Genomic DNA, 14262 nt, shown 5'->3' on the forward strand with positions numbered 1-14262 from the left:
GTTAGTTTAACGCAAAGCGGTGGCGTTTGGACTACTCTACCTCAATATCATTTTCTACCGATTTCACACCTTCAATGCCCTCAGCCAATTGTTCGGCTAAATCGGCTTCGGCATCGGTTTTTACCACACCACTTAGGACCACGTGGCCGTTAATGGTTTCTACATTGATTTGACCAGCGTTTAATTGGTCCGCTTCAAATAAGGCAGTTTTAACCCGAGCGGTAATTGCACTGTCACTTAAAAAGTCGCCGGCGCGCTCTGAGGCATCTTTAGCGTAGTCGGCAGCATCATTGACTGCTTGCTTAGTAGCCTCGGTCGCTTGCTCTAAACTCGATCGTGCTTTATCGCGAGTTTCTTCTTGCTGCTGCTCAGAACAAGCAGCTAAACCACCTGTAGTTAACATAGCTACAATCACAAGAGTTGCTGTTGTTGGTGCTTTCATGATCAACCTCCATTAAGGTGATGAGTTAATGCAAATAAACGAAAAAATAGCATATACTGGTACTAAGCTTAGTAGAGCTTGATGGTATTTCTAGGTGGTTTACAAAGCTTTTGCGCTTTACATTAAGAAAAGATGGTTAAAGTTTGTTAAGAATGGGAGCTATGCAGGGTGCGCACTATTGGTAATGTTTTGTGGTTTTTGTTGGGCGGGATCCTCATGGGATTAGGCTGGCTATTAGCCGGTGTTATCGCATTTATTACGATTGTTGGGATTCCGTGGGCGCGTTCTTGCTTTGTGATTGGAGTGTTTGCTTTCTTCCCCTTTGGTAAAGAAGCTATCAGCCGTAACGAACTGACTTTGAGAGAAGATTTAGGAACAGGGCCATTAGGATGCCTAGGTAATATTGTTTGGTTTGTACTGTTTGGTTGGTGGCTGGCGCTGGGGCATTTAATATCGGCCGCGGCTCTTATTTTAACTATTATTGGTATCCCTTTTGCGATTCAACATATTAAGTTGGCGGCCCTAGCGTTATCCCCAGTAGGAAAAACCGTGGTCACCATTGAAGAAGCCAGTGCCGCTCGGCAGTTTAATGCCAGTGAAAAAATCTCGAAAATGGGCAATAAATAACAGCTTAATTAACTATGCTCGCTAATAATAAGAAGGATTTATGATGCAGTGGATGATTTATGGAGCTAACGGCTACACCGGTACTCTCATTGCGGAGCAGGCCGTCGCGCGAGGCTTGCAGCCTATCTTAGCAGGTCGTAATCAGGCAGCGATAGAAGCCTTAGGTGAGCGCTTAGAATTACCGGTTCGAGTGGTAGATTTAGCTGACCAAGCGGCGTTGCACCAGGCCTTGGCCGAAGTTGATTTAGTCCTGCATTGTGCGGGGCCGTTTGAGCTCACCGCCGAACCTATGATTGAAGCCTGCCTAGCAACTCGTACTCATTATTTGGATATTACGGGTGAGTTGGCTGTGTTTGAATATGCCCATCAACAACATCAACGGGCGCAAGCTGCAGGGATTGTACTCTGCCCAGGCGTTGGCTTTGATGTGATTCCGACCGATTGTCTAGCGGCACGGTTGCAGCAGCAATTACCTGATGCCACTCATTTAACTTTGGGGTTTGATTCGGCTTCACGGATGAGTCGTGGTACCGCAAAGACAAGCGTCCGGCGTTTAGGTGAAGGTGGTGCGATTCGCCAGCAAGGCGAGATAAAGACGGTTCCGTTGGCTTATAAAACACGGGACATAGATTTTGGTGGTGGTTCTAAATTAGCCATGACGATTCCTTGGGGCGATGTAGCGACCGCTTTTTACAGCACCGGTATTGGTAACGTTGAGGTATTCATACCCGCGTCACCTAACCTAGTTAAAAGATTAAAACGATTGAATCGATGGCGTTGGCTATTGCGATTAAATTGGGTTAAAAACTGGTTAGCGAAGAAAATAGATACACAACCCGCAGGCCCAGATCAGCAGCAATTAGAGCAAGCGCACACCTATGTTTGGGGTGAAGCGACGAATCGTGCAGGCGATCGGGTAGAATTGAAATTAACCGTAATGAATGGCTATAAGCTGACCAGCTTAGGTGCGCTGGATGTAGCGCAACAGGTTTTAATGCAAGCGCCAGAAGGTGGTTATTATACCCCTTCTAAGTTGCTTGGACCCGAGCTGGTTGACCGCTATTTAGTGACATCATGACGATTGAATCATAACGGAGATAAAGCATGTGTTGGTCACCATTGACACCCCTAATGAAAGTTACTATAACGGCGGTCATCGCAGGATTATTTACGTCTGCAACGCTAGCACAGGATGTTGATAACAGCTCAGAGCAACAACAAGGCAAAGATCCTGCGTTTGCGGTGACGGATGTTATTGGCACTTATTGGGAGCTTAGCGAAGAGCAAAAGCGAGGGATTTTTCAGCTACGTACTTACGAGCCAAATTTTATTCTGCCCGTGATCCATAGTTCGGATATCAATGAGCAACCTGTGTCTCCTACTCGAGGTCCCGCTAGTACCTTAGATAGCTACAAGCCGAATGAAGCTAAGATCCAGATCTCATTGCGTACGAAGCTACTTGAAGACGTGATTTTACCGGGCGCTGATTTGTGGGTGTCTTACACACAGACCTCGCTATGGCAGGTGTGGGATGGTGATAATTCATCTCCCTTCCGCAGCACGGATTACAACCCTGATGTGTTTGCTGTTGTGCCTATTCCAGAAAACCTTGATGTGTTGCCGGGTAAGGCGCGCATCCGCTTTGCTAAAGTAGGTTTTGCACACGAATCTAATGGACAAACGAAACCGGATTCGCGCAGTTGGAATTACTTTCACTTTGGTGGAATGATTGAGTACGGTGATTTATCGTGGGAAACCACCTGGAAGCAACGAGTGAATGAAACCGGTGATGACGATGATAATCCAGACCTTATCCGCTACCGTGGAAACTTTGAGAACCGCTTGTTATGGCGGGACTCGTTAAACACCTACAGCGTTACTCGCGTTACTCGAGAGTTATCTTGGGATAAAGGGTCGTGGCAAGTTGACTTTACCCACCCGCTTAACTCAAGTAAGCCCGACGGGTTACGTTTTTACATTCAATTCTTCTCCGGTTACGGTGAAACCTTATTGGATTACAACCACCGCCAAAACCGCATTGGAATAGGGTTTTTGTTGTTAAACATTTAAAAGGATGAGACATGAAGAACTCGACTAAATGGCTGTTGCGCTTGGTAATAATCGCCGCTATTGGCTGGTTCGGTTTTACCTACGTACAGTCGTTGGTATCGGCGCCACCTGAACATATCTCGAGTGGTAATGGACGCATCGAGGCCGTTGAAATTAATGTAGCAGCAAAAACGCCAGGCCGAATTACGGCTATTAAGGTACAAGAGGGCCAAATGGTGGCGGCTGGAGACGAGCTGGCGTTGATGGATACCGCCTCGCTTCAGGCGCAGTTGCACCAAGCCCAAGCGCAACTGCGACAAAGCCAGAGCCAAGTCGTTGCCGCTCAAAGTGAGGTTACTTTACGCGAGTCGGAGCAAGTTGCCGCGCAAGCGGTATTGGCTCAGCGGGTGGCGGAATTGGAGTTGGCGCAAGCGCGTTATCAACGAACCCAGCAGTTGGCCCAACAAGGCTCCATGTCGGCGCAAGATTTAGATAATGCTAAGGCGGCCTTGGTTGGGGCTGAAGCCGCTATTGCTGCTACCAAGGCGCAAGTTGCTGCCGCTGCGTCAGCCATCACGGCTGCGCAAACTCATGTCGCTGGTGCCGAAGCTGCAGTTCAAGCAATGCAAGCGACGGTCGAGCGTATCCAAGTTGAGTTAGATGATAGCTTGTTACTAGCACCACGAGCAGGGCGAGTGCAATTTATTGTCGCCCGCGAAGGCGAAGTTGTGGGCGCTGGAGGTCGAGTGCTTAATTTGCTGGATTTAAAAGAGGTCTATATGACTTTCTTTTTACCCACTGCCGTGGTCGGTAAGCTGGCGATTGGGAGTGAAGCTCGTATTCTGCTCGATGCTGCCCCCAATTATGTGATTCCCGCTACTATTTCATTTATTTCAGACGAAGCACAATTCACCCCGAAAACGGTAGAAACTGCATTGGAGCGCGAAAAACTGATGTTTCGGGTACGGGCTCAGGTGTCGCCTGCACTGCTTGAGCGCTACATCGACCAAGTAAAAACCGGTCTACCAGGGGTGGCCTATGTTCGCACCGATAGCTCTCAGCCGTGGCCCGCGCGATTACAGTTAGCGGCACCGCAAGCAAAGGGTGAGTAATGATGAACACAACGGCAGTGATTCAAGCCGCTGCGGTTTGTCACTGTTATGGTGCTACGCAGATACTTACGGATATTGAGCTCGCCATTCCTGCGGGGGTGACGGTAGGCTTGATTGGCCCTGATGGGGTGGGTAAATCAACCTTGCTGTCTTTAATTGCTGGCGCGAGAAAGTTACAGCAAGGTCAGCTTACGGTGTTGCAAGAAGATGTTCGGTCGAGCCGTGCGCGGACGCGTTTGTATCATCGGATTGCGTATATGCCGCAAGGTTTAGGTAAAAATCTTTACCCAACTTTGTCTGTCTATGAGAATGTAGAATTCTTTGCTGATTTATTTGGCTTAAGCAAACATATCCGTAAACCACGTATCATGCAGCTGTTGCAAGCGACTGGGTTGGCCGTTTTCGCCGATCGTCCAGCGGCAAAATTATCCGGCGGCATGAAACAAAAGCTAGGACTTTGTTGCGCGCTGATTCATGATCCTGATTGCCTCATTTTAGACGAACCCACCACCGGAATTGATCCCTTGTCGCGGCGACAATTCTGGCAACTTATCGCGCGCATTAAAGCACAACAGCCGGCGATGACAGTGGTTGTTGCTACTGCTTACATGGAGGAAGCCGCGGTCTTTGATTGGCTGATTGCTATGCATGATGGCCGTATTTTAACCCAATGTAGTCCCGCTGAATTATTGCAACAAACCCAATCAGAACACTTAGAGCAAGCCTTTGTAAGGTTGCTGCCGGATCACGCCGATTATCAACCATTCGTGTTGACGCCACGAGAGCATGACAGCGCTGCTACCGTGGCTATTGAAGCGCGTCATTTGACCATGAAATTTGGTGATTTCACGGCGGTAAAAGACGTTAATCTAACCGTCTATAAGGGTGAGATCTTCGGCTTTTTAGGTTCGAACGGTTGTGGCAAAACCACCACCATGAAGATGCTTACCGGCTTACTACAAGCCAGTGCAGGAGAGGCCTTCTTATTTGGTGCCCCAGCTGAAAAAAGCTCGGTGGCTATGCGAAAGCGTGTGGGCTATATGACCCAACAGTTTTCGTTGTTTGGTGAGCTGACAGTAACACAAAACTTAGCCTTACATGGACGCCTATTCGGGTTGCATGGTGCTGAATTAAAGGCGCGTATTAACACCATGGCGGAACAGTTTGCGTTAGGTGAAGTACTTGATGAGTTGCCTGATAGCTTGCCATTGGGTGAGCGCCAGCGCTTAAGTTTAGCCGTGGCTATGATTCATCAGCCCGAGCTCTTGATCTTAGATGAGCCGACCTCGGGCGTAGATCCCATTGCGCGCGATATTTTCTGGCGCATCATGATGCAATTAGCCCGCGAGCAGCAAGTGACTATTTTTATTTCCACCCATTTTATGAATGAGGCCGAGCGCTGCGACCGAATTTCTTTGATGCATGCAGGTGAAGTCTTAGTGAGCGATACTCCGGCAGCAATTACCGCCAGTAAACAGGCTGATTCGTTAGATGATGCCTTTGTGGCTTACTTGCAAGATGCCATCGCCGCGCAGCAGCGTACTACCGGTGCTACGCAACCGTCGCAAGCTGCAGAATTAGAGGTATCAACTAGACCAACTAGTAACACGGCAAAACAGCCATTAATATTTAGTTGGCAGCGTCTCTGGAGCTATTTGAGGCGCGAGAGTATCGAGTTGATTCGAGACCCCATCCGGTTAGTTATGGCCACGTTAGGCAGCGTCATTCTCATGGCGGTATTGGGTTATGGCCTTAACATGGATATCGAAGATTTATCTTTTGCGGTGTTAGATCAAGACCAAACTAGTTTGAGCCGTGACTATGTAGCTAGTTTAAGTGGTAGTAGGTATTTCGATGAGCGTCCTCCTCTGAGCAGTTACACAGAGTTAGATGCCCGTATGCGTAGTGGTGAGTTAAGTTTGGCGCTAGAAATACCAGCTGGATTTGCGCGTGATTTGCATCGTGGGCAAGGGGTTGAAATAGGTGCTTGGATAGACGGCTCACTGCCAATGCGCGGTGAAAATGTGCAAGGCTACGTGCAGGGTATTCATGCGCATTGGTTACAAGAGCAGGCACGTTTGCAGGGTTTAGATGGGTTGCAAGGCTTAGCTCAGATTGAGTCTCGATTTCGTTATAACCCTGATGTGAAAAGTCTACCAGCCATGATGCCAGCGGTGATTCCACTGCTGTTACTGATGTTTCCGGCTATTTTGACGTCGCTGGCGGTGGTGCGAGAAAAAGAGTTGGGCTCGATGCTAAATTTTTATGTGACGCCAACCACCAAGCTCGAATTTTTGTTAGGTAAGCAACTGCCCTATGTCGCTATTGGCATGCTTAATTTCGTTATTTTGATGGTGCTGGCTGTTTATTTGTTTGATGTGCCTATTACCGGGAGTTTGACCGCTCTGACGCTGGCTTCGTTACTGTATGTGATTATTGCCACCACGTTTGGCTTGATCATGTCGGCTTTTGTAAAAAGTCAGATAGCTGCGCTATTTGGCACCACCTTAGCCACGATTTTACCGGCTGCACAATTTTCTGGTTTGATTACCCCAGTGCCCTCACTGGAGGGCGGCGCGCGCTGGTTAGGCGAGGTGTTTCCAACCACCTATCATATTATTGTCACCCGCGGGGTCTTCTCAAAAGGATTAAGTTTAGCGGACGCCGGCTCGGCACTGTGGCCATTAGCCGTTAGTATTCCGATTTTATTGGGCATCGGTGTGTGGTTATTGAATAAGCAGGAGCGCTAACATGCAAATGAAGAATATCCTGCATTTGGGATTGAAAGAATTACGCGCCATAGCCAGAGATCCCATTTTATTGCTGATTATTGTCATGGCCTTTACCTTATCGGTTTATACCGCAGCTTCAGCTATGCCAGAAACACTACACAATACGCCGATTGGTGTGATAGATGATGATCGATCACAGCTTTCTAGCCGCATTGTCCAGGTGTTTGATGAACCCTATTTCATGCCACCAGAGGCGGTTGATAGTCACCAAGCCGATCGGCTCATGGACGAAGGACGTTTTACCTTCATCGTGCACATACCTAGTGGCTTTCAGCGTGATGTCTTAGCGGGTAACCAACCGGCTCTTCAAGTCTTAGTAGATGCCACTCGAATGAGCCAAGCTTTTACCGGTAACGGCTACATTCAGGCCATGATTCAACAAGAACTGCAAGACTTTGCACAAACGGATACTCAAGTTCCAGTGCAGTTAAGCATGCGTTCGCGATTTAACCCGGAACTCAATCGCAGTTGGTTTTCTGCCATCAATGAGGTGATATCTCAGATCACCATGTTGTCGATTATTCTGACCGGAGCTGCGCTCTTACGTGAACGCGAACATGGAACCGTTGAGCATTTGCTAGTGATGCCGATTACTCCGTTCGAGATCATGGCTGCCAAAGTTTGGTCAATGGCATTGATTGTGTTGGTGGCGGCTAGTTTATCGCTACTCGTGGTGGTTGAAGGAGCGTTACAGATACCACTAGCGGGTTCAGTCAGCTGGTTTATTATCGCTATGGCTTTTCATTTGTTTGCTACAACCTCACTAGGTATCTTCCTGGCCTCGTTTGCGCGTACTATGCCGCAGTTTGGGTTGTTGCTGATTCTAGTTATTTTACCGATGCAGATCCTTTCTGGTGGCATGACCCCGCGCGAGAGTATGCCGCAAGTGATTAGCTGGATCATGAGTGCGGCGCCAACCACCCATTTTATTGAATTAGGCCAAGCTATTTTATTTCGTGGGGCTGGGTTTGCTCATATTTGGCCGCAATTAGTGGCCCTCATTGTGATAGGATTAGCCTTCTTTATGATCGCTCTAGCCCGCTTTAGAAAGGCGCTGGCAAGTATGGCGTAATGACAACAGTTAGCTCGTCGTACCCTGATAAGAATAAATGTAACAAGAACGGAACCTGCGCATGTCTGATAACTATTTACTGAAACTATACCATCAGTGTCTAAAGTACCCTTTTGGTCGCACGATTTTCTCGCGGATGTTTGCGCGCAAAGCACCTTACTTTGCCACCATAAAACCAACCATCACCGAGCTCAAACCTAATTATTGTGAGTTAAGGTTCAAAAAACGTAAGGCAGTGCAAAACCACATTGGTACTGTGCATGCAATTGCTTTGTGTAATGGTCTAGAAATGGCAATGGGGGCACTAGCTGAAGCCTCTATACCCAAACACCTAAGGTGGATTCCTAAAGGCATGACGGTGCAATATACCGCCAAAGCCGATAGTGATATCCGCATTATTGCCGAATGCTCTGCTGCTAGTTGGCAAGCGGGCGATAGTGCTATTTGTGTACGCGGGTTGCGAGCTGATGGTCAGGTAGTGATAGAAGGTACCATCACCATTTATATTTCTGAAAAACCACCACAGAAGTCATCATAACTAAGTAGAATGACGCTGTCGCAGTGCGAGTAATTCGCGCTCAATCGCAAACACATGAGAGTCATGGTCATCAAGATCTCGCAAGGCTTGTGCCAATAACAGTAAATATTCGTCATTGGGGCCACTAGGCCCTGCTGACTGTGCAATATGCCGAGCTATTTCCTGCTCACTAGCGGGGCCTAAATAAGCGTCATTATCAGGCCCTGCAACATAGACTAATCCGTTTACCGTGCCGCTACCGTCTAACCATTCAAATTCAGTGAAGAAGCGTAAGTAGCCATTTTTTTCACGATGGTCTAAATGCTCAAAAACTGCTGGCGTAACTTGGTACGCCATACCACTACAATGGGCATTGTCGGCTTGAATTAGCGTAGCAACTCGGCCTGGAGCTGTTGGAGTGCCTCGATGGTCGTGAGAGCCTTGCCAAAACCGCCGCTGCCAGCCATGGATGCGCGCTGGGCGTCGTTGCAAATAGCTAAAGTCAGCTTTATAAATAAGTGAGCCATAGCCGAACAGCCAAACTGAATCGAGATGATCGAGCGGTTGCTGGGCCTGATTTATTGCAACAGTGTTATGTGACATGGGCGAATCGTTTACCAAGTGATGAGCGTTAACTAACTCGTTTATAATTTTTCCAGCATTGCGGCGGCGCCTGTGGTGCGTATTTTCGCAGCTTAGGCTGTCGCAAATTCCAAGGTTACCTCTTTGGTTACCCTGAGCCGCTTGCCAGTTGGCAACAAAAACTGCAGCAAAGTACCACCCTATAGTTGCGTAGAACGGCGGCTTACATCCAACGCTGCTGATTTTGTCCTACTTGCTGTATCCATTGCTGTTGTAGCTGTAATGCCGACGCCAGCGACTGATACTTGATAACTTCAGCACCCGCAGCAGTGTGCACAATGATGTGCGCAAACCCAAGCATTCTTAACCAAGGCGACTGGTACACATCCAGTTGCTGAATTTTATAATAGGGATACCAGTTTTCGGTCCGTCCCAGCACGCCGTGCTTGACGGCTAACCAAGTGCTGTCATAACTGAAGCCATAATTACGCCAGCGAAATACCACATAGGTTTGCATTAATCCCCATAGTAAGACGGCAATTAAGAAGCTGCTTGTGAGGCTCAGTTCGATCGCAAAATATCCGATCAAACAGGTTATAGGGGCTAACCAAGCAACCCAAAAGGTAGGGCTTAATAACGCTAAAGCACTGATGGATTGCCAATGAACTTGATTGGCATTGGTGAGGTTTAGCTGCTGCCTAAGTTCATGTAAGAGTTCGGGGTTAACGACCGGCAGAATAAAGGCACTCGACCCAGCGGTATGCTGTGCCATGGCCGGTTGTAACTGACTTACCCGTACGCGAAAGCGTTTGAGTAGGCGCGCGCGTATATTTTGCTTGATCTGCACTCGTTGTAGTTTGGGATACCTGAAACTCACAGTACGGATACTAAAAAGGCCACTACGAGCCTGATAACGGTCTCCATTAATGCTGACAGCTAGATCATAATAAGTGATAACGGTTACCGCTATGGCAAGCACAAACAATAGGCTTAACACCGCAAGCACTAACCCGACATTTAACCACAGGCTACTTTCAATAAATCCGATATTTGCTTCTAGCCAGGGCACCATTTGCTCTTGTAGCCAATCGGTTTGCGACAGTGGATAACTTAACAGCGCCAGTAGCACAAAGATTTTATTGTCGATGACGCCGGCTTTAATGATTTCAGCTAAATTGAACTGAGTTTGCCATTGAGGTTCTTCTGCCGTTGCAGCTTGTGTCGCCTCGGTGGTGGCGCCAGGCTCGGATTCTACAGCGGGCGCGGTAGCCAGCATGAGCTGCCGCAACTGCTGTGCTTGCTGCATGGGTAAACCAGGGATCTCTACTTCTTTGCCCGCAGAGCCGGCGCTATCGACTTTTAAAATGGTGAGGTTAAAGGGGCGAAAGTACCAAGTTTGTTCGAGTTCGGCTTGTTGAATGCGCTCATATTTCAAGGTTAGGCTTTTTTTACCAAGGACGCCGGTTCGTAAATGCACCGCATCATTGCTTAGCGCAAATAAAAAGAAACGATGATTGAGCAAGGCGCTGATAAAAATATAAACCAAATAACTACCACCGAGTGCGTAAGGCACCCAAGCACTGTCGGTGACAAAGATAACTGCTAGCGCAGGCAGAAAATTCGTAAAGTTCTTGATGAACAACTTAATTTCTTTGGCGATAAAAAAGCCAAGGGTTAACCATGGTGTGCGCTGCCACTTAAGTTGTGGCTGGGTTGACTGCTCAGACATGCTCTTCAGTTTCCGTGGCTACTGGGCTAGATTCGGTTGCAATGGCATCAACCAAAGCGGCTTTCATAGCTTCTGCTGTGGCTAGTTTGAGCCCGGGAATACTCAGATCGGCACCACCGCTACCGGCCGTATATAAGGTTAAATGTGCTAAGCCCAACGTGCGCTCAATCAGTCCTTGTCGCACTTCAACATGCTGTATGCGATTAAGCGGCACCGCCCGAGTTAAACGCCACAAGGCGCCGCGGCGTAGATACATGGATGCATCTGTACGCGCGTAAGCGGTAAACTGAAAGCGTCGAGAGCTCCAAAAAAGCCCCAAAAAAAGTGTGATGACAGCCCAAGGAATCGCCAGCCATAGCGCATTGGGCAGCCATGAGGTATTAGGGACCCATAGATAAAAAACTGCGCCAACAATGGCGAGTAAGCCCATATCTAGTATGACAGCTATTTGTAAACTGGTTTTATAGGCCGGCTCAACCGGCTGCCAAGTAATACTCATCTAATCCATTCCTTACTTGAAAAAGTAATAGGTAACACCCATACCTATATTACATTCAATGAAAACCGGAGTTCGGCATGAAAATTCTAATGGTACTAACGTCACACGAACAACTAGGTGACAGTGGCCACAAAACTGGCTTTTGGGCAGAAGAGTTTGCCGCCCCCTACTATGCTTTTAAAGACGCTGGCGCTGAGGTTGTGCTAGCTAGCCCCAACGGAGGCCAACCTCCGATCGATCCTAATAGTCAGCAAGCTGCAGCTCAAACCAATGAGACTGTACGCTTGTTTGAAGATGAAGCAGCTCTGGAGCAACTCGCTAATACGCTTCAACTTAGTCAAGTAACAGCCGATGGTTTTGATGCTATCTTTTACCCCGGTGGCCATGGTCCGTTATGGGATTTAAGCGAAGATCCGCTATCCATTGGCCTGATTCAACAATTCTGGGAGCAGGATAAGCCAGTAGCAGCGGTATGTCATGCCCCTGCTGTTCTTGTTCATGCCAAAACTCCAGCCGGAAAGCCGCTCGTAGCCGGCCGCAAGGTGAGTGCTTTTACTAACAGCGAAGAAGCTGCAGTGGGCTTAACCGACGTTGTTCCCTTCTTATTAGAAGACAAGCTACAAGAGCTGGGCGCGCACTATCAAAAAGTAGACGACTGGAAGCCACTGGCAGTGGTTGATGGTAACCTTATTACCGGGCAAAACCCTGCTAGCTCAGCGGCAGTTGCACGAGCTCTATTGCAGCAGCTAAAGCACTAAAACCTGTCTTGCTAAGTGGTGCAAGAGTGACAGATTGAGTAGAAATTAAAACTGCAAATTTGTAACAAAAAAAGCCAACCGCAAGGTTGGCTTACCAACGGTGAGTCAGATTGATGCCTAACTGTAGCTCGCGCTCGGTACCTGGTTCAAAGGCTCGACCATTACCTTGATTAACTACGACCGAGCCCACATAAGTGCGGTTAGTGAGGTTATGCACTTTAAGCCAAGGCTCAAGTTGCCACTGCTGCCATGCCCACTGAGCCTGCCAACCTAAGTGCCAAAGGGTATGACTTGGGGCAATCACATCGTTGGTATCGGTTGCGGCAATATCGCCACGGTATTCGGTGACTAGGCTTATTTGCTGGTACGGATTGAGCTGCCAGTTCCATTGACTAAACAATTGTCGTTCGGCGACTCCGGGTAGGCGCGCACCATTGGCATAATTTGCACTTAGCCAAGTTAATGCAGAGCGCCAAGATAAAGCGTCGGTTAGCGCCCAATAACTTTCTAACTCGACCCCTTCACGCTCGGTTAAACCGGCGTTGGTATAAGTGGTGCGCCCATCGATACTTTGGTCAACTACGATTTCATCAGTGGTATCAATCACAAACCCGGTTAGCTGCAAACGTAAGCTTTGGCTTTGCCACTTCAAGCCAAGTTCCCATTGCTGATTAAAAGCTGGGCCTAACTGAGTATTTAAACCGGTTTCATTATTGCTGTAAGCTAACTCAGTTAGCGTAGCCGTCTCAAACCCACGACCACGGGCAATAAACACATCTAACTGGTCGCTCAGTTGATAGCTGGCGCCTAAGTTCCAACTCCATGCATGTTGCTGTTGCTCGCCACTATCATCGGGATTGCCAGCCACGATAAAGTAATCATTCACACGAAAGCTCATGTCACTGTAGCGTAAGCCAGCTTGCAGGGTGAGCTCAGGTTGAGGTTGCCAGCGAGTTAAGCTGTAGAGGCCTTGCTGAGTCACTTCACCCAGTTCATTGCGGCGTAATTCTCCGCGCTCGCCAAAGTTGTTCTCATAGCCAAAACGACGATCGTTTTGCTCTGCTACATGCAAACCCAACGTTGTGGTAACCGGTTGCGCCAGCTGCCATTGATAATCATAGCTAGCATCTAAGCCGGTAAAATCCCGACGCAAATCGATGACAGCACCCGATCCGCGTATATCATCGCCAGGAAATGGCAAATATTGCTCAATACTCCGCCAGCCCCGCCAGGTACTTACATTCCAGCCAGCTTGGCTACGCAGAGTTACCGATAGCTGTTGATGATGAATCCGTTTGCGCGTATTAAAACGCTCGGCACCGGCAAAGGTTTGTTGAGGATCTTGCTGCCACGCGCTTGGGGTAAGTGAGCCAGGGTCTTGTAGTAGCGGCGCATTATTGTCATCCGCACGAACAATCAATTCGATACTGTCGGTGAGGTTGTGATACCAACGTAAAGCATACTGGTCGCGCTCTGCTTTATTGTGCGCGCGAGGGCCATCGGTGCGAAATCTAGCACCCACGAGTTTTAATGCGTTAGTGTCGTTAACCCATTCACCGGTAACTACTTGGCGTTGCGTATTATTTGCTGCGCCAGAGGCGGCAAGACTGACAGATGAAGACTCTGGACGCGTACTAAACCACTGGATGATACCACCGGCACTATTACCATAAATAGTGGCAAGGGGGCCCCGCAAAACCTGCACATTAGCAGGCTCATCGAGCAGAATGCTGGAGGTTTGTGCTTGGCCATCGGGCATACTTAGCGGAATCCCGTCAAGCTGCAGCACCACCCCACGCACTCCAAAAGCTGAGCGCGCACCAAAACCGCGTAAGGTAATCCGCGAATCTTGAGCGTAGTTGCCACGTGAATCAGCTTGGACTCCGGCTAGGCCTTGTAATAGCTCCGCCGCATCCACTCGCAAGCCAGATAGTTGCTGTGTAACCTCTAGATTAGAGGTGGCAGCGGCTGTCTGTTGCGCACTTTGCGGAGCGGCTGGATTAACGACAATAACTTCATCTACAGTAACGCTAGCCGAAGCTAGCGTTATCAAAGGTAGTAAGTAACCACTTACAAACATGAA

The 14262-nt window shown here is 48.4% G+C and carries 13 protein-coding genes; 8 read left to right on the top strand and 5 right to left on the bottom strand.

Going from position 1 to position 14262, the window contains the following annotated elements:
- Positions 1-31 precede the first annotated feature (31 nt).
- Positions 32-442, bottom strand: a complete 411-nt coding sequence (locus KGF88_RS11965) for a BON domain-containing protein (protein ID WP_110076819.1) — start codon at positions 440-442, stop codon at positions 32-34.
- Between the two features lie 168 nt (positions 443-610).
- Here KGF88_RS11965 and KGF88_RS11970 point away from each other — a divergent pair, with 168 nt between their 5' ends.
- The 7 genes from KGF88_RS11970 (at position 611) to KGF88_RS12000 (ending at position 8632) form a co-directional block, all read left to right on the top strand.
- Positions 611-1069, top strand: coding sequence for a YccF domain-containing protein (locus KGF88_RS11970; protein ID WP_162014620.1), 459 nt, complete (start codon positions 611-613; stop codon positions 1067-1069).
- 40 nt (positions 1070-1109) lie between these two features.
- On the top strand, positions 1110-2147 hold the full coding sequence (locus KGF88_RS11975; protein WP_153827170.1) for a saccharopine dehydrogenase family protein: 1038 nt from the start codon (positions 1110-1112) through the stop codon (positions 2145-2147).
- A 53-nt stretch (positions 2148-2200) separates the two neighbouring features.
- Positions 2201-3139 (top strand): phospholipase A, encoded by a 939-nt coding sequence (locus KGF88_RS11980; RefSeq protein WP_162014621.1) that lies wholly within the window; start codon positions 2201-2203, stop codon positions 3137-3139.
- Between the two features lie 11 nt (positions 3140-3150).
- Positions 3151-4230 (top strand): HlyD family secretion protein, encoded by a 1080-nt coding sequence (locus KGF88_RS11985; protein WP_153827172.1) that lies wholly within the window; start codon positions 3151-3153, stop codon positions 4228-4230.
- Positions 4230-6980, top strand: coding sequence for a ribosome-associated ATPase/putative transporter RbbA (gene rbbA / locus KGF88_RS11990; protein WP_153827173.1), 2751 nt, complete (start codon positions 4230-4232; stop codon positions 6978-6980). Before KGF88_RS11985 ends, rbbA begins: the two co-directional genes overlap by 1 nt.
- A gap of 1 nt (position 6981) precedes the next feature.
- Positions 6982-8094, top strand: a complete 1113-nt coding sequence (locus tag KGF88_RS11995; RefSeq protein WP_153827174.1) for an ABC transporter permease — start codon at positions 6982-6984, stop codon at positions 8092-8094.
- 61 nt (positions 8095-8155) lie between these two features.
- A complete protein-coding gene (locus tag KGF88_RS12000) occupies positions 8156-8632 on the top strand; it encodes a hotdog fold domain-containing protein (protein ID WP_153827175.1) in 477 nt (158 codons plus the stop codon).
- Here the strand turns inward: KGF88_RS12000 and KGF88_RS12005 are convergent, their stop codons facing one another.
- From KGF88_RS12005 to KGF88_RS12015, 3 genes are all read right to left on the bottom strand, one after another.
- Entirely contained in the window at positions 8633-9214 is a 582-nt protein-coding gene (locus KGF88_RS12005; RefSeq protein WP_153827176.1) for a gamma-glutamylcyclotransferase, read from the bottom strand. It abuts the gene before it with no gap.
- 202 nt (positions 9215-9416) lie between these two features.
- Positions 9417-10922, bottom strand: coding sequence for a PH domain-containing protein (locus KGF88_RS12010; RefSeq protein ID WP_153827177.1), 1506 nt, complete (start codon positions 10920-10922; stop codon positions 9417-9419).
- Positions 10915-11421, bottom strand: a complete 507-nt coding sequence (locus tag KGF88_RS12015; RefSeq protein WP_153827178.1) for a PH domain-containing protein — start codon at positions 11419-11421, stop codon at positions 10915-10917. The genes KGF88_RS12010 and KGF88_RS12015 overlap by 8 nt, the downstream gene beginning before the upstream one ends.
- Before the next feature lie 77 nt (positions 11422-11498).
- Between KGF88_RS12015 and KGF88_RS12020 the strand changes: the two genes are divergently transcribed.
- Positions 11499-12179 (top strand): type 1 glutamine amidotransferase domain-containing protein, encoded by a 681-nt coding sequence (locus KGF88_RS12020; protein WP_082388970.1) that lies wholly within the window; start codon positions 11499-11501, stop codon positions 12177-12179.
- A 91-nt stretch (positions 12180-12270) separates the two neighbouring features.
- Here KGF88_RS12020 and KGF88_RS12025 read toward each other — a convergent pair whose 3' ends face one another.
- On the bottom strand, positions 12271-14259 hold the full coding sequence (locus tag KGF88_RS12025; protein WP_153827179.1) for a TonB-dependent receptor family protein: 1989 nt from the start codon (positions 14257-14259) through the stop codon (positions 12271-12273).
- Between the last annotated feature and the right edge of the window lie 3 nt (positions 14260-14262).

Source organism: Idiomarina loihiensis, assembly GCF_024584785.1.
GTDB classification, from domain to species: Bacteria; Pseudomonadota; Gammaproteobacteria; order Enterobacterales; family Alteromonadaceae; genus Pseudidiomarina; species Pseudidiomarina fusca.